The sequence below is a fragment of the Fictibacillus terranigra genome, assembly GCF_030412265.1.
GTDB lineage: Bacteria > Bacillota > Bacilli > Bacillales > Fictibacillaceae > Fictibacillus_C > Fictibacillus_C terrinigri.
Map to the genome: position 1 here is coordinate 1090823 of NZ_JAUHLN010000001.1, position 17158 is coordinate 1107980.

15 protein-coding genes, 1 tRNA gene and 1 pseudogene are annotated in these 17158 nt (G+C 45.8%); 15 read left to right on the plus strand and 2 right to left on the minus strand.

From position 1 onward, the window contains the following. The first annotated feature begins 10 nt into the window (after window positions 1-10). Window positions 11-718 carry a DUF421 domain-containing protein gene (locus tag QYF49_RS05450; protein ID WP_290398587.1) on the plus strand — a complete coding sequence of 236 codons (708 nt, stop codon included), beginning with the start codon at window positions 11-13 and terminating at the stop codon, window positions 716-718. A 19-nt stretch (window positions 719-737) separates the two neighbouring features. Here the strand turns inward: QYF49_RS05450 and QYF49_RS05455 are convergent, their stop codons facing one another. Further along, on the minus strand, window positions 738-947 hold the full coding sequence (locus QYF49_RS05455) for a hypothetical protein (RefSeq protein ID WP_290398588.1): 210 nt from the start codon (window positions 945-947) through the stop codon (window positions 738-740). Between the two features lie 390 nt (window positions 948-1337). Between QYF49_RS05455 and QYF49_RS05460 the strand changes: the two genes are divergently transcribed. The 3 genes and pseudogenes from QYF49_RS05460 to QYF49_RS05470 form a co-directional block, all read left to right on the plus strand. Further along, entirely contained in the window at window positions 1338-2594 is a 1257-nt protein-coding gene (locus tag QYF49_RS05460) for a YeeE/YedE family protein (RefSeq protein WP_290398589.1), read from the plus strand. A gap of 320 nt (window positions 2595-2914) precedes the next feature. After that, on the plus strand, window positions 2915-4273 hold the full coding sequence (locus tag QYF49_RS05465) for a glycosyltransferase family 2 protein (protein ID WP_290398590.1): 1359 nt from the start codon (window positions 2915-2917) through the stop codon (window positions 4271-4273). Window positions 4274-4414: 141 nt separating this feature from the next. Continuing rightward, window positions 4415-4561, plus strand: a pseudogene (locus tag QYF49_RS05470) (Lrp/AsnC family transcriptional regulator); the annotation flags it as partial. A 162-nt stretch (window positions 4562-4723) separates the two neighbouring features. Here the strand turns inward: QYF49_RS05470 and QYF49_RS05475 are convergent. After that, window positions 4724-4799 (minus strand) — tRNA-Ala (locus QYF49_RS05475). 188 nt (window positions 4800-4987) lie between these two features. Between QYF49_RS05475 and QYF49_RS05480 the strand changes: the two genes are divergently transcribed. From QYF49_RS05480 to nagE, 11 genes are all read left to right on the plus strand, one after another. After that, window positions 4988-5266: a hypothetical protein gene (locus QYF49_RS05480; RefSeq protein WP_290398591.1), complete on the plus strand. Its 279-nt coding sequence runs from the start codon at window positions 4988-4990 to the stop codon at window positions 5264-5266. A gap of 12 nt (window positions 5267-5278) precedes the next feature. Next, the gene (locus QYF49_RS05485) at window positions 5279-5617 is read left to right on the plus strand and encodes a spore coat protein (protein ID WP_290398592.1); all 339 of its coding nucleotides are present in this window, start codon (window positions 5279-5281) and stop codon (window positions 5615-5617) included. A gap of 216 nt (window positions 5618-5833) precedes the next feature. Further along, complete coding sequence (locus QYF49_RS05490) at window positions 5834-7921, plus strand: glycoside hydrolase family 3 protein (RefSeq protein WP_290398593.1); 2088 nt, start codon at window positions 5834-5836, stop codon at window positions 7919-7921. A 13-nt stretch (window positions 7922-7934) separates the two neighbouring features. Then, a complete protein-coding gene (locus tag QYF49_RS05495; protein WP_290398594.1) occupies window positions 7935-9194 on the plus strand; it encodes an exo-beta-N-acetylmuramidase NamZ family protein in 1260 nt (419 codons plus the stop codon). A gap of 107 nt (window positions 9195-9301) precedes the next feature. Continuing rightward, window positions 9302-10501, plus strand: coding sequence for an N-acetylglucosamine-6-phosphate deacetylase (nagA, locus tag QYF49_RS05500; RefSeq protein WP_290398595.1), 1200 nt, complete (start codon window positions 9302-9304; stop codon window positions 10499-10501). After that, a complete protein-coding gene (gene nagB, locus QYF49_RS05505; protein ID WP_290398596.1) occupies window positions 10488-11228 on the plus strand; it encodes a glucosamine-6-phosphate deaminase in 741 nt (246 codons plus the stop codon). The genes nagA and nagB overlap by 14 nt, the downstream gene beginning before the upstream one ends. Before the next feature lie 8 nt (window positions 11229-11236). Continuing rightward, window positions 11237-11962 (plus strand): GntR family transcriptional regulator, encoded by a 726-nt coding sequence (locus tag QYF49_RS05510; RefSeq protein WP_290398597.1) that lies wholly within the window; start codon window positions 11237-11239, stop codon window positions 11960-11962. 243 nt (window positions 11963-12205) lie between these two features. Further along, complete coding sequence (locus QYF49_RS05515) at window positions 12206-13573, plus strand: PTS transporter subunit EIIC (RefSeq protein ID WP_425589547.1); 1368 nt, start codon at window positions 12206-12208, stop codon at window positions 13571-13573. A gap of 25 nt (window positions 13574-13598) precedes the next feature. Next, window positions 13599-14642 carry a DUF871 domain-containing protein gene (locus QYF49_RS05520; RefSeq protein ID WP_290398599.1) on the plus strand — a complete coding sequence of 348 codons (1044 nt, stop codon included), beginning with the start codon at window positions 13599-13601 and terminating at the stop codon, window positions 14640-14642. Window positions 14643-14653: 11 nt separating this feature from the next. Next, a complete protein-coding gene (murQ, locus tag QYF49_RS05525; RefSeq protein WP_290398600.1) occupies window positions 14654-15565 on the plus strand; it encodes an N-acetylmuramic acid 6-phosphate etherase in 912 nt (303 codons plus the stop codon). Between the two features lie 23 nt (window positions 15566-15588). Beyond that, on the plus strand, window positions 15589-16974 hold the full coding sequence (gene nagE / locus QYF49_RS05530; RefSeq protein ID WP_290398601.1) for an N-acetylglucosamine-specific PTS transporter subunit IIBC: 1386 nt from the start codon (window positions 15589-15591) through the stop codon (window positions 16972-16974). The last annotated feature ends 184 nt before the right edge of the window (window positions 16975-17158 follow it).

Consider the following 17158-nt stretch of genomic DNA (forward strand, 5'->3'; position numbering starts at 1 on the left):
GTGATTAGAGATGCAATTTCTTTACAGCCACGATTCACTAACAGTCATTCAGTGGATATTAAGAGCCATCCTTTCTTTTTTCTTTTTGCTGATTGCGGCCAAAATTATGGGGCAGCGTTCGATCTCTCAGTTAAGATTACTTGATTTCATAATGGCTTTATCCATTGGAAACATTATTGCCCACCCATTGTCCGATCAACATCTAGGGATGAAAGGTTCTCTTATTACAATCAGTGTGTTAGTGCTTTTGTATCTAATATTAATTTTTCTAAGTCTCAAATGGACGAGGTTCACTAAGTTTATCGATCCTTCCCCCTTCACTCTAATAAAAAATGGCGAGATCATTTATAAAAGTTTAATCAAAGCAAGAATACCGATGGATATCTTATTATCGGAATTAAGAAAAAAGCAAATTGACGATATTCAAAAAGTAGCATTAGCGTTGTGGGAACCGGATGGTACGATATCGTTTTTTTTAAAATCGCAATATAACGCAGCAACCCCTGAAGATATGAGTATCATGACCACTCCATTCGCTTTTCCTAAAACTCTTATTAAAGATGGGAAAGTTGATTTTAATCAATTAAAGGAGATGGGGAAAAATGAAGATTGGGTCAAAAGACAGATTAAATCACTGCACGGTGTAGAAGTAAAAGATGTTCTTTTAGCTACAACGGATGATACTCAAAAAATCAACGTGTTTTTATATAATAAGTGATACATCCAAAATTCTTTGATCAGGGAATGAAATCCATAATATCCGTTAGAGATTCCTCCTCCAGTATTTCGATCCCGCCGATTGCTTCCAATGCATGAGCGAACGATTTAACTGAAGACCCTGTTATTTCAATTCCCTGAGCTTGCAGGATTGACTGCTTATTTGTTGCTAAAATTTGCTGCGTAACGCCTATCGCTTGCAAAAACTGGCCGACCGTTTCCAGCCACACTGCTGAAACGACTTTCTCATCCCCTGAGGAGGGCTCTTCATTGATTAGAATTCTATCACTTGCCCCACGGTTTTAATCCAAACCCCAAGAGCAATCACATCTTCATATTTTAATTTGAGATCTTCGTTTTCCGTAAATTTGTCAGCATTTCCTGTGTTCATATCACATGCACCCCGATCATTGCGGTTGTTTTATACAAAAGAAACAAGGGAATACACTTCTCTCAGGTTATAGTATGGTGAGGCCAAGTTTTTGTGAGAACAGGGGCTCTGGGCTTTTAATATTCCTAAAAATTAACACAAGCAAAACGGTTCTCTTTTTCCAATTTATGTTGTAGTATACAAAGGAACAATATTTCCGACTAGTTTTATTGGATTAAGGGGTGATTTGATGGGGTTAGCTTCTTCTAATACATCAAAAAATGAAGAAAGAAAGCGGGATGGTGCAGGGAAAAGCATCGGTTCGGTTCAGACTTACCGGGTGGTTTTTGCAGGCTTGTTAACGGTTGTATTGAGCTATGCAAGCATTCAGGCTGGAGGTTTAAAGCAAGGAATGCTCTTGTGGCTCGGTCTTCTGCTTGGATTTACACTCTTTCACGCAAGGTTTGGTTTTACATCTGCCTTTAGACGGTTTATGGCAGTTGGGAACGGTGAAGCCATTCGTGCCCATATGCTCATGCTGGCAGTAGCCAGTACGTTGTTTGCGATTATATTTGCGGCTAACGTGACTTTATTCGGCGGAAGTCCGGCAGGAAACGTTTCACCGGTCGGGGTAAGTCTCATTGTGGGGGCTTTTATTTTCGGAATCGGAATGCAGCTCGGAAACGGTTGTGCATCTGGCACATTGTATGCTGTAGGCGGCGGCCGTTCTGAAATGTTTCTCACCTTAATCGCGTTTATTATCGGCTCTGTTTTTGGAGCTTGGCACTTCGATTTTTGGATGAATCTCCCTGCATTTAAGCCTTTTTCCTTGGCGACGAGCACAGGCCTTGGCTGGTTTGGAGGCTGGTTGATCCAAATGATTATACTGGGGGGCATCACCTGGATTACATTTAAAGTGGAAAAGAAACGCCGTCCTCCAAAAATGGCTCCGATTCCAGGTGCAAAGGGCTGGGCGCGTGTCGTCCGCGGTTCATGGCCAATTTTAACGGCAGCTGTCGTCTTGGCCGTGCTTAATGCCGCAACTTTGGTTGTTAAGGGAAGTCCGTGGGGGATTACTTCCGCTTTTGCCCTTTGGGGATCGAAGGCTGCCCAGTCAATGGGAGTGGACGTGACCCAGTGGGGCTACTGGGCAGGTGAAAAAGCGGCTCCTCTCCATCAATCTGTTTTTATGGATGGAACAAGTGTGATGGACTTTGGCCTTATTGTGGGCGCACTGGCTGCCTCTACACTTGGAGGGGTATTCCTTCTAAAGAAAGTGCCCCTTCGTACAGCAGCCGCGGCGATCATCGGCGGACTGCTCATGGGGTATGGAGCACGCCTTGCTTTTGGATGTAATATTGGCGCATATTTCAGTGGTATTGCTTCCTTTAGCCTGCATGGCTATGTTTGGGCGATTATGGCGATGCTTGGAACCTTTTTCGCTTTGTATATCCGTCCGTTATTCGGATTGTCCGTCCCAAAATCCACCGATAAATTCTGTTCTTAATAAGAAAACGAAGCCGCATGTTAGTGGCTTCGTTTTTTTTGAGTTTATCGTTCTATTTGAATGTCATGCGGGTTTTTTGAATTCACCGTCCACTTTGTGTCGATTACCGTCCACTTTTTACAGCTTACATGCGGCTTTTCCCCATTTACATGCCAAACGCAGCACGTTACATGCGACACACAGCATTGTTTGAAATTTCTTTTAGAATTTGAAAATGTGTGCGTTTTCTTTGAATTAATAAATACTACATACCCTCTTAAAAGTATTTTCACATACCAATTATATTATATTGTTATAATATGTTGGGCAGGTGGTTTTTTTTGGATTTTATTTGGTTCTTTTTTATCTTTATATCGATTGCGTTTCCTTTTATTCATTCTATTCATTGTTTACCTTTATTTAAAAAACGAAATTCCGAATCGAAACAGATGATCGAGGAGCAAAAGGGAGTAAGTGTTTTAATACCTTGCTATAATGAAGAAGGAATCATTGAAACTTCAGTCAGCAGTATGAAAACATTATCGTATTCAAAGGCTGAAATTATCTATATTAATGATGGATCGACAGACAAAACGATGTCTTTGCTGCATTCCTTATTAAAACTGACTCCTTGTCTAAAAGCTCATACGAATAAGCTGACTCACAAGGAAGTAAAAATCTGTTACCAGTCTGAGCTCTTTCCGAATATTTTCGTCTTGGACAAATTGAACGGAGGGAAAGCGGACGCACTCAATGCAGGAATAGATTATGCTAGTCAGCCTTTAGTTGTGACCCTCGATGCAGATACAATCTTGACGGACGGAGCATTGCCCGCTGTGAATCAGGCATTTGCAGACGATTGTGTTGTGGCTGCTGGAGGCATGGTACATGTCCTGCAAACAAGAGTTGAGAAACCGATGGATGGTCTATCCTTGCGCGGTGCCAATATGTTGGTACGTGCACAAGCGATGGATTTCTTAAAAGCATTTTACGTAAATAAAGTTTCACTGGCCCGTTTCCGTGCTTTAGCAGTCATCTCAGGTGCGTTTGGTATTTTTACAAAAAAGGCCCTTTTGGATGTAGGCGGATATCGATCAACGGTAGGCGAAGATATTGATATTACATTAAAAATGCATAAGTATATATCCAAAAAGAAAAAAAGGAAGGTTCTTCTCATACCTGACGCAGTTTGTTATACGGAACTGCCTGAGAGCTGGAGAGATCTTTTCAAACAGCGGGTGCGTTGGCAAAAGGCATTTGTTGACTGCTTGTTTTACTTCGGTCCATTTTTGTTAAAAACCCTGTTTACCAAGCCTGTTTCCTTCTTTTATTTATTTGAGGGTTTCTTTGCAGGAACTCTTGCCGTTTATATCATGACAGGAGTATTAATTGCTGATAGCATTTCCGGAGAGTTATTTTCATTATCTTTCCTAATGATTTACCTGCTCTATATCCTCGTAATCGGTTTGGTGTATGACATGGTAGCTCTTGGAATGAGTGAGCGATATGGATATGCCTTTCAGGATGAAGATACGTATCCGATGCTTTGGGTTATTCTCTTTGATATTTTTGTGTATCGATTCATCACGATGTTTGCTGTAATCTTTGGAACGATCGATTACTTCTTCAATAAAAGAAGTTGGAATAAAGTAGCCCGAACAGGACGTCGGTATGAAGCGGATAGTAAAACGGCAGCATAGAAATGTTATCTTGTGAAAGTGGATATTCAATGAAAAACAATGATTTCCCTCCTTTTTGGAGGGTTTTTTCTTATTCTGACACAGAAAGAAACTTCCCTTTTTGAAAGACAAGAGTTAGCTGCCATTCTCAGGCAGCTTAGTTGGACTGGACAGGCTGCTTCATCCAGGGTTGCGAAGTTAGAGGATAATGGGAATATTGAGGGGTATAGCATTAAAGTCAATCAAGCAAAAATGGGGTATTCTGTTCACGCAATTATACATATTTATACGAAAAGCACGAATCATCAATGACCAATGAGAAGCGGGGGACCAATAGGATGGGATTTATGATAAAAGTAAGATTGATTTCGGCGACCATTCGGCGACAACTAGGAAGAAGCTTGCTCCAAACTTCATTCTAAAACAAAAATAAAAACCCCTTGTATACCAAGGGGTTTGAAGACATATGTATGGTGGAGACTAGCGGGATCGAACCGCTGACCTTTTGGCTGCCAGCCAAACGCTCTCCCAGCTGAGCTAAGCCCCCACGATGTGTTGCTGACAAGAAAAATTATATAACAGAAGCAGAACGAAAAGCAAGCTTTATTTTAACAATTCTTTCAATGAGATTTTCGAAACGAGATGGGCCTTAATAAGGCTTATTTTATTGGCATAATTTCTCATCAAGTTGGAAAACTAACATGGTAAAATCAAGGAATAAAGGAGGACACATGTATGCAACAGCAGCAACCGAATCAGGGACAAAATCAACAGCAGCCAGTATATCAGCAGCCGCCGAATGTGATCACCGGGAAAGACTTTAACTATTTAACGGACATGCTTTCATGGAATTTGCTTGGGTTTAAGAAGGCGCATTTCGCGGCGGGCCAGTGCCAGGATCAGCAGGTCAGTGCGGCGCTTGAGAGGGCGTGCCACATGCACGAAAAGCATTATCAGCAGATTTTGCAGAAGCTCCAGTCCGGCGGAAGCCAAAATACAAATATGAACCAATAAGGGGGAACGAAGATGAATAACAACCAGAACAAAATTCAAAACCCGGAGTCTCCGGTTCCGAAGACACCTCAGATGAATGACCGGGATTTCCTGAATGATATTCTGTCGTATGAAAAGTATATGACCGCTTCTTATTCAACAGCGATGAATGAAGCGAGCCATGATGCGTTATACCAGGAGATTCATTCGATTTTCGATGAGACAAAGAACATGCAGCGTGAACTGTATTCGCTCATGTTCCAAAAAGGATGGTACTCGCTTACACCAGAACAGCCGCAGAAGCTGCAGCAGGCGGCCCAGCAGTATGCGGGATACATGTCCCAGTTTCCTCATAATCCGCCCATGCAATAATGCCTTAAAAGCTGTGGAACTTTTTCCTCAGCTTTTTCCTTTATAAGGATTTTTTACTATTCGCTTTGCGGGAAAAATAAACTGGTATAGACAACTAGTCCCATAATCTTAAAAACCTTCTGGGCCTATTGCTTTGTTTTACTAGAAGTCCAAAGGAAACGACAAATTCCTCCAGAAAGATGTATCGTTCATAAAACTAAAGGAGGATAAAATGCTATGAAGAAAAGACTAGTATTTTTTTGTGCGATGGCCTGTATGCTCGTCGTGTCTTCGTTTCTTGGAGCAGTTCCAAAACAAGCAGCTGCTGCAAGCCGGCCCGATCAAAGTGACTTGATCATCTCCAGCAACATACCGCAGGCGATTAAGGAGTTTAACGGTGGTCAAATCCAGCTTCATGCTTTGCATGTAAATAAAAAAGACGGCCATTTTACGGAAACTGAAGCCATGAGATGGTGGTCAACGAATCCGCTGGTTGCCAAAGTAGACCGCAATGGACTTGTAACACTAAAGGGTCATAGCGGCAACACCCATATATTTGTAACAGACGGACGAAGGATCGATCATACACATATCTCCGTAAAAAAACGTGAAGGCAACAAAACTGCGGTAATCCATAAGCAAAATGGAAAAAGGTATAACGTGATCCCAACCGCTGTCAAACACATGACGGTGGAAGAAAAAGTCGGCCAGATGCTAATGCCGGACTTTCGTACATTTAATGGTAAGAACGTAACGGAAGTAACACCGGAAATAAAAGCTCTAGTTAAAAAATATCATTTGGGCGGAGTGATCCTCTTCAGAGAAAATGTTGTAACGACGGACCAGACGGCAAAGCTGGTCGCTGACTATGAGGAAGCTGCAGAAAAGAACGGTCTGCTCATCTCCATTGACCAGGAAGGCGGTATCGTGACCCGCTTGCAAAGCGGAACTGATTTTCCAGGCAACATGGCTTTAGGTGCAGCACGCTCACCTGAGTTAGCTGAAAAGGTAGGGAAAGCGATTGGTGAAGAGCTGAACGCGCTTGGGATTAATTTTAACCTGGCACCTTCGCTTGACGTGAATAACAATCAGGACAATCCGGTTATTGGCACTCGTTCCTTTGGAGAAGATCCTCAGCTTGTGTCAGATATGGGGACGGCATACATCAAAGGCTTGCAGTCGACAAACACCGCAGGCGCAGCGAAACATTTCCCGGGGCATGGCGATACAGCGGTTGACTCCCATATTGGACTTCCAGAAGTGCCCTATGACCTTGAACGCTTGAAAAAAGTGGAGCTGTATCCGTTCCAAAAAGCGATGGATGCTGGAGTGGACGCAATCATGACTGCGCATGTCACCTTTCCAAAAGTTGACCCTTCCACGGCTATTTCCAAAAAAGACGGGAGCACCATTGCGATCCCAGCCACACTTTCTCATAAGGTACTGACGGAGCTGATGAGGGACGATATGGGCTTTAAAGGCGTCATTACAACAGACGCGCTGAATATGCAGGCGATTTCTGACCACTTTGGGCCTGTCGACTCTGCCATACGCGCGGTGAAGGCGGGATCGGATATAGTGCTCATGCCTGTAGGCCTGGAAGCAGTGGCCAATGGATTGTATGACGCCGTGAAAAAAGGTGAAATCAGAGAGGAGCGATTGAATGAATCGGTTGAACGCCTACTAACTCTTAAAGTAAAAAGATCCATCTTCAAACAAGAGCAGCCGAAAGACGTCAATAAACTCATCGAAAACGCCCAGAAGGTAGTTGGTTCACCAGCACATAAGCAGCTGGAAAAGGAAGCCGCCAATAAATCCATTACTCTACTTAAAAATGATAAAGCTCTTCCGTTAAGTAAAGATGGGAATGGGCAAGTCGTTGTCATTGGCAACTCCTTTGTGGAAGACCTGGCTTCACAGGTGAAACGAGTTTATCCGAACAGTGTCATGATTAAATCGGCAGGACCATCCTTAACTGCTGATCAGCTTCAAACAGTAAAATCGGCGAAAGCTGTAATCGTTGGTACCTACACATCGACCGTAGCCGGACGCGCTCCTGACAGTGCACAAATGAAGCTTGTTAACCAAGTGATCAATGAAAGCAGCTCGCCTGTCATCGGCATTGGCACCCGCAATCCGTATGACATTATCGCCTATCCAAACGCCGATGCCTACATTGCACAGTACAATTTCAAAACGGCGAGCTTTGCCGCAAGTGCAGATACCATTTTTGGCCTAAACAACCCGACAGGAAAACTGCCAGTAACGATCTATAACAGCAACAAGGAAGCACTGTATCCATATGGGCACGGACTATCTTATTAAGAGGTGAAATGAGATGAAAAAATGGTTGAGTGCAGGGATGTTATTTGTTTTGATGATCTCTTTGCTGTCATCGGCGTTGGCAAAGGATGATAATCATCATAAAAATTCACCGCGGAATTTTAAAACCGGTGTAGAAGTGCTGCTTCAAGACCAACAGGACCTTCTAAAAGGAAAGCGTGTCGGACTCATCACGAACCCGACAGGTGTCGATGGGAAGCTCAACAGTATCGTTGACGCGATGCACAACAACCCGAACTTTGAACTAAAAGCTTTATACGGTCCGGAACATGGGGTTCGGGGAAGTGAGCAGGCCGGCTCCTATGTGGATTTTTACATTGACAAGAAAACAGGGCTACCGGTATACAGCCTTTATGGGAAAACAAAAAAACCGACACCGGGGATGCTCAATGATATTGATGTACTTGTGTTTGATATTCAGGATGTCGGTACCCGTTTTTACACATACATCTATACGATGGCCTATGCGATGGAAGCAGCAAAAGAAAACAACATTGAGTTTGTGGTGCTTGACCGTCCGAATCCGCTCGGCGGCGAAGCAGTGGAAGGTCCTGTGCTTGAGCCTAAATATGCTACGTTCGTTGGCTTATATCCGATTCCACTTCGCCATGGGATGACGGTCGGTGAACTCGCGATGCTTTTCAACAAGGAGTTCAATATTAACGCTGATCTGAAGGTCGTAAAGATGAAAGGATGGCACCGCTGGAAGACGTATTACGAAACCCCTCTGCAGTGGGTGTTGCCTTCACCTAACATGCCTACCGTGGACACCGCATTCGTCTATCCGGGAGCAGGATTGATCGAAGGGACAAATGTATCAGAAGGAAGAGGAACGACGAGGCCGTTCGAAACGATCGGGGCACCGTTCATTGACGGAGACGTCCTGGCCCAAAAATTGAACGAGCTGAAGCTTCCGGGAGTGATGTTCCGGTCAAATTCATTCACGCCAACGTTCTCAAAATTCGCAAATGTACTATCAAACGGTGTTCAAATTCATGTGACCGATTATGGTTCCTATCATTCTGTGGATACAGGGCTCGCGGTTGTAAAAACGATTCATGATCTGTACCCGAACGACTTTCAGTTCAGAGCCGAGAACAGCCAGAGTATTTCATATTTTGATAACCTGATCGGAAACGGCTGGGTACGGGAAGAAATCGAAAAAGGAACGTCTTTGCGAGAGATCAAAAAGAAGTGGATCCCTGAGCTTGAACAGTTCAAAAAGGTCAGAAAGCACTACCTTCTTTATAAATAAGGTAATAAGACCTATCTTCTGAATAAACTGAATAGTTCGACTGGTATAGACAACTAGTTATAAGCGTGGTACCCTGTGCATAGAGATAATAAGGATGGTGAGTGGAGATGAAACCATTACTGATAACTGGAGGGACCATTTATACAGAGAGTGGTGAGCTGGAAAATGGGTACCTCATTATTAATGGCCAGCAAATAGCAGAGGTGGGTAAAGGAGCTGATGCGTTTAATCGAGAAGATTATGATGTACATGTGCTGCCCGCCAAGTGGTCTGTTGTTCCTGGCATGATTGATCTGCACATTCATGGTGCCGCCGGAGCAGATGTGATGGATGGGACAGTGGAGGCTTTAAAGACGATGGCAGTCACTCTTCCTCAGGAAGGAACAACGAGCTTTCTTGCAACGACGATGACGCAGGGCGAAGAGGAGATTGAAAGTGCATTGCAAAACGTCAGGGAGTATATGGGAGAAAACAATCCTCCTGGGGAGGCGGAGATTATCGGCCTTCATTTGGAAGGTCCGTTTATTTCCCCGAAGCGGGCAGGAGCCCAGCCTTTGGACCATATTAAAAACCCGGACGTCGAGCTTTTCCAGAAATGGCAGGAGCTTTCCGGCAATGCTATTAAACTCGTAACCTTGGCACCTGAAGAACCCGGTGGATATGAACTGTCTTCCTATTTAAAAGAAACCGGAGTAGTCGCATCGATTGGCCATTCTGACGCGTTGTATGAGGAAGTTGTGAAGGGCATTGATTCTGGTGTTACACATGCGACTCATCTGTATAACGGGATGAGAGGCCTGCACCACCGGGAACCCGGAGTGGCAGGAGCTGTTCTGCTGCATGATGAGATCACAACTGAAATCATAGTGGACGGCATCCATTCCCGTCCGGAGATGGTCAAGTTCGCTTACCGCAACAAAGGGAGTGAGCGGGTTGTTCTCATTACCGATTCAATGCGGGCAAAGTGTATGGGCAATGGCTTTTATACGCTCGGAGGACAGGGTGTAACGGTCAATGGAAATGAAGCGACACTGGCAGACGGTACGCTGGCCGGCAGCATTTTAAAGATGAAAGATGCCGCCCGGAACATGAGAGAGTTTACCGGATGCTCAACGGAAGACATCATACAGATGACCGCCGTCAACCAGGCGAAGGAGCTCGGTGTTTTTGAACGCAAGGGGAGTTTGTCAGCGGGCAAGGATGCCGATGTTGTCGTGCTGAACGAGGAAAAAGAAGTTATGTATGCCTTCTGCCGTGGAAAACTTTCATATCAGCAGAAGGAGGGCGAAAACCGTGAAAATAATTGAAGTTGCGGATTACAAGGAAATGAGCAGGGTTAGCGCACAGATCATTCTGGAGAAGATCAAGAGTCAGGAACACGTCACACTGGGGCTTGCGACAGGAGGCACACCGCTAGGCACGTACAAGGAACTCGTTAAGGATCATGAAGAGAACGGAACGAGGTATGACCATGTTCACACGTACAACCTTGATGAATATGTGGGACTGGCGTCAAGCGATCCGGAGAGTTATCACGCGTACATGTGCGAGCATCTTTTTCACCCGGTCCATATCCCCCTCGATCAAACGAATATTCCGAACGGAGCAGCAGAAGAACTCCTTCAGGAATGTATGCGTTATGACACACTGATCGAGAACATTGGAGGCGTGGATTTGCAGCTGCTCGGTATCGGCCAGAACGGGCACATCGGGTTTAATGAACCGGGAACGCCCTTTTCATCCAAAACCCACATCGTCGACTTAACGCCATCAACACTTGAGGCGAATGCAGAGTATTTTGCCGACCGTTGTAAACAGCCGACACGAGCACTGACGATGGGGATTTCTACTATTCTGCAAAGCAAGGAAATCCTTCTTCTCGCTTCAGGAGAAAAGAAACAGGAGGCCCTGTTCCATCTTTTGCGTGGAGAGGTTACCGAGGCCGTACCGGCATCGGCTTTGAAAATGCATGACCGAGTAACGATTATTGCAGATTCACAAGCACTAAAACTGGTGAACTCGTTAGGGAAGTGAAAACAGACATGATTGATAAGTACTCACCTCTGCCGATCTATTATCAAATTGAAGAAGCGATTAAAGGACGGATTGAAAAAGGGGAACTTCTGGAAGGGGAGATGATTCCTTCTGAACGGGAGTACGCTGAAGCGTATGAAATCAGCAGGATGACCGTCAGGCAGGCTATTACGAACCTTGTCAATGATGGTTACCTGACCCGCCGAAAAGGCAAGGGAACCTTTGTCGCCAACAAAAAGATTGAGCAAAAGCTGGTCGGACTGACGAGCTTCACAGAAGATATGAAGGCAAGAGGCCTTTCACCTTCCATTAAACTATTGGATTATAAGCTGAGTGAAGCCCAGGGAAAGACAGCTTCAGGTTTAGGGATTCCCTCTGGAGCAACGGTTATTGAGTTTCAGCGGGTACGGCTGGCGGATCAAATTCCCATGGCTCTCGAAACCACGTTTCTGTCGGCTGATTTAGTCAGGGGGTTGAACGAAAAGATCGTACAAGGGTCGCTCTATCAATACGTAGAGGAAGAGCTTGGCCTGAGCATCGATTATGCGACACAGGAGCTTGAAGCCTCCGTCGCCCGCGAAACAGAAAGCGAGATTCTTGGGATCGCGAAAGGATCACCGGTTTTACTTATTCGAAGATATACCTACCTGACGGACGGGCGTCCATTGGAACTCGTGCAGTCGATTTACCGAGGGGACCGTTATAAATTCACCATCGATATGCAGCGGGGATGATGTAAGCGTTTTTTTTGAATTTGAGCTCGCTTAGAAGTGATGTTTAGCTCCAACGTCCAATGCTGAAAACGGTGAAGCTTGTTTTTGGCTTAGGTCCTCGATAGATGAAAAATAAGATCTTCTTTTCATCTTTAGTCGCTTCACTCTTACCCTTCAACACATAAGGCGTGTTGCTGTGTAAGAGGTCCAGCGCTTGTAGGACCTTAACGGAACGCTTACGCTTTTCTTATAAGGGGGATGACCATGAAAAAAGAACAATTAATGGCGCAGCAGATTACTGAGAAGCTGGGCGGCGCCGAGAACATTCAAAACTTAACGTACTGTATGACAAGGCTTCGTGTGACGCCGAAGGATGAATCCAAGGTGGATAGAGCGGGAATCAAGGAGATCGATGGTGTGATGGGTGTTGTCGGGGATGAAACCCTGCAGATCATAGTCGGTCCTGGAACAGTCAACCGTGTCGCCGATGAGATGTCCAGAAAAACAGGGCTTCAAGTATCTGCGCTGGACGCCGATGGAGACGATGACCTTGCGAAAACAACGAAGGAAGAGATTAACCGGAAGAACGCTACACCGTTTAAGCTGTTTCTGAGAAAAATCGCCAGCATCTTTATTCCGTTAATCCCGGCTATTGTCGGTTCAGGATTGATCGCCGGCATTACGAATGTTCTGGTCCGAAGCGGTGTACCTAAGAACGTACCGTTAATGCAGATGCTCGATATGATCGGCTGGGGACTATTTGGTTACCTTGCGATCTTCGTCGGGATCAATACCGCAAAAGAATTTGGCGGAACACCAGCACTTGGAGGCGCTGCCGGAATCATGCTGATCAACCCGGCGCTTGCCAACATCACATTGTTCGGCGAAAAGCTGTTGCCAGGGCGGGGCGGTCTGATCGGTGTCATGCTTGCTGCTGCCTTTATTGCCTGGAGTGAAAAACGAATCCGCCGTTTCGTGCCAGCTGCTGTTGATATTATTGTAACTCCTACTTTAGCTTTGCTGGCTACGGGAATTGCCACGCTGTTTGTTCTTCAGCCTGTTGGCGGCTTCATCTCCGATCTCATAACAAAAGGTTTATTAAATCTTCTTGACATTGGCGGAATTTTTGCCGGACTCGTACTTGCAGGCACTTTTCTGCCACTTGTTGTTACCGGTCTGCACCAGGGCTTGACTCCTGTTCATATGGAACTATTAAACTCAATTAAAGTGGATCCCTTGCTTCCAATTCTCGCGATGGGTGGAGCCGGGCAAGTCGGTGCAGCCTTTGCGATCTATTTTAAAACCAAAAATGCCAAGCTTAAGCGAGTCATCAAAGGCGGTCTGCCGGTTGGTATCCTTGGAATCGGGGAGCCATTGATCTTTGGTGTAACTCTTCCGCTCGGACGTCCGTTTCTTACAGCATGTCTAGGGGCAGCCGTTGGAGGAGCCTTCCAGGCCTTCTTTAAGATTGGTACGGTGGCGATTGGTGTTTCCGGACTTCCGTTGGCATTCTTGATAAAAAACACGAATCAGATCGTTCTTTATATCGTAGGACTTGTGATAGCGTATATTTTCGGCTTCATCTTTACCTGGCTGTTTGGCTACAAAGAGTCAATGGCGAAGAATATTTAATCACTAAAAACTAGGGAGTGGCGGCATGTTAGGAATTTCAGTCTATCTTGGAAACGATCCAGACCAGAACACGCGGTGGATCAAAAAAGCCGGCTCCTGCGGTTTTCAAAAAATCTTCACCTCGCTTCATATACCGGAGGAGGATGCCTCTCTTTTACGGGAGAGGCTGATCCATCTCGGGGAAGCAGCAGGGAAGGCCGGTATGGCCATCATGGCTGATGCGGGACCACGATCACTGAAAAACATTGGCGTCAGTATGGACTCACTCGGTCAGCTCCGTGAATGGAACATCAATGGCCTCCGTGCCGATTACGGATTCCCGGATCATGAAATCATCGCCTTATCACAGCGATTGAAGGTAGGCATTAACGCTAGTACTCTCGATGAAAAAAAGGTAAACACGTGGAACCGCAACGGACTGGTCATTCAAAATGTAGAAGCATGGCATAACTTTTATCCGCGCCAAAACACAGGAATCTCTTCGGCTTTCTTGTTGGAGAAAAATAATTTTTTAAAATCACTGGGCCTGCAAACAGCAGCTTTTGTTCCCGGTGACAAGAAGCTGAGAGGACCTGTATATGAAGGTCTTCCCAGTCTTGAAAAACACCGGAAAGCCGATCCATTCCACGCGGCGGTCGAACTGTCCAGCCTACAGACAGATCACATTTTAATTGGGGATGTGGAAGCCAGTGACGTCACGCTCGAGCGCCTCTCTTCATGGAAGGACGGTATTTTGACGTTAAGGGCGGAATGGACAGAAGGAGAGGCTGTTTCTGTTATTCATACGAATCGGCAGGACACTGCCCGTGACGTGATACGCTCGGTGGAATCCAGGTCGTATGCGGCGAATAATGGAAAGAAAGTTACAGCGCAGGATCCGCCATTGCCCCGGCCGGTCGGGACGATCACGATCGATAATGAAAAATACGGGAGATACGCTGGAGAGCTCCAGATTACAAAAACGGATCTGCCTGCAGATGAACGGGTAAATGTCATCGGCCGGGTAAAGGATGAAGATTTGAAGCTGCTTCCTTATATCGGACCGGGACAAAAATTTTTAGTGCAATGAAAGGGATTTTCATGAAAATCAATCATCTAGCAACTGAGAAAAGAAATAAGGCCACATTGGATATTGACGAATGTTCGAGCCTTGAAGTGGTGCAAAAAATCAATAAAGAGGATCAAATGGTACCGTCAGCAATCCAAAAGGTGCTCCCTGAGATCGCAGCTGTCGTGGACCAGGTCATTGCTGCATTCCGTAAAGGAGGAAGGCTCATCTATACGGGTGCAGGAACTAGCGGAAGACTCGGGATCCTGGACGCTTCCGAATGTCCTCCGACCTATGGAACGCCGGCAGAGATGGTCATCGGTATTATTGCAGGAGGCGACCGAGCCATTCACACTGCAGTTGAAGGTGCAGAGGATGACAAAGAAGCGGGAAGAAATGATTTGAAGAAACTTGATCTCACCAAGGACGATGTCGTCGTTGCGATTGCAGCCAGCGGAAGGACTCCTTATGCGATTGGTGCACTGGAGTATGCCAATGAGATCGGGGCGGTGAGTGCCGCGCTCGTTTGCTCACCTGATTCTGAAATGAGTGAGGTGGCACAATACACGATTGCTGCGGTCGTTGGTCCGGAGGTGGTCACTGGATCTACACGCATGAAAGCAGGCACTGCGCAAAAACTCGTTCTTAACATGATCAGCACCGCATCCATGATCGGCATCGGAAAGGTATACAGTAATTTGATGGTCGATGTACAGCCGTCCAACAAAAAGCTGGTTCAGCGCGCGAGGAACATCGTTGTGGAAGCGACGGGCTGTTCACCTGAAGAGGCAGAACGTGCGCTTTCGGATCATAATGGTTACGCGAAAGGAGCAATTCTGCAGCTGTTGACCGGGCTTTCCCCGAGTGATACAAGAGCACTTTTGGAAACGCATAACGGCATGCTCAAACAGGCGCTCAAAGCAAATGGAAGGGATAACAACTAATCTAAAAATAGGGGGGACCTACAATGTTAGGTTTTTTACAACGGATTGGCCGCGCACTCATGCTGCCAATCGCAGTATTGCCGGCAGCCGGGCTTGTATTAAGACTTGGCGCCCTTTGGCATATTCCGTTCATGGAAAAAGCGGGGAATTCAATTTTTGAAAATCTGGCTATCTTGTTTGCGATCGGTGTGGCGATCGGTTTTTCAAAGGATGGAAATGGGGCAGCAGCACTTGCGGGTGCCATCGGATATTTTGTTTTAACGAGCGGAGCCACCGCCATTGATAAGACTATCAATGTAGGTGTGCTTGGAGGAATCGTTTCGGGGATTGTTGCTGGTCTCCTCTATAACCGTTTCCATAATATTAAGCTTCCGGATTATCTGGGTTTTTTCGCAGGAAAGCGGTTTGTCCCCATAGTCACTGCAGGGGCCATGGTTGTTCTTGCGGGTGTCTTCGGATTTGTCTGGCCGCCTATTCAAGACGGCATTGAAGCCATCGGCCACTGGGTCGTTAACGCAGGTGCTTTCGGTGCTGCTGTTTTCGGATTCTTAAATCGTCTTTTAATTCCGTTGGGCCTTCACCATGTGTTAAACAATTTCCTCTGGTTCGTGTTTGGCGAGTACAAGGATGCCCATGGGGATCTATGGAGGTTCTTTGCGGGAGATCCTTCAGCAGGATTCTATATGTCTGGCTTCTTCCCGATCATGATGTTCGGATTGCCGGCTGCGTGCCTTGCGATGATCATGGCTGCCAAGAAAGAGAAACGAAAAGCGGTTGCCGGGATGCTTGGCGGACTCGCATTTACATCCTTCTTGACGGGGATCACTGAACCGATCGAATTTTCATTTATGTTCTTATCCCCGCTCCTGTATGGAATTCATGCGCTTCTTACTGCGGTTTCCATGGCGGTTGCCGTCATTTTAAACATTCATCATGGCTTTACGTTTTCCGCAGGGGCCATTGATTACTTCTTAAACCTGGATATCGCAACACGGCCGTGGCTGCTCATACCGGTCGGGCTTGTCTTTGCAGCCGTTTATTATGTCGTCTTCTACGCCTTGATCGTCAAGCTTAATCTTAAAACACCGGGACGTGAAGAGGATGAGGAAAGCATTGTTGAAGATTCAAGTGCTGGAGCAAGTGATGACAAGTACAAAGGGATTGCGGGACGTTATCTTGCTGCCTTAGGCGGTGCAGAGAATATCGATGTTCTGGATAACTGTGTCACAAGACTGCGTTTAAAAGTGAAAGATACAGAAAAAATAAATGAACCGGGCTTGAAGCAGGCTGGCGCAAGAGCTGTAATGAAGCTAAGTTCCACTGATGTTCAGGTGGTAGTCGGAACGGACGTCGAAGCGGTGGCGGAAGCCATGAGAAAGATCATTTCCAATGAAGAACGAGTTTCATAGAAAAGGAAAAGTGCCCTCAGCTGAGCTGGGGGTTCTGTTTTACAGCTTGGATTCGAGGAATTGAACCAAAATGAGAAGGAATTGATCCGAACTGGACTGGAATTGAGCGCAACAAAGAATAATTGAGCGAAACACGGCTATAATTGATCCGATTTTAATATTCAGACTTCTTCGCGGCGCGATT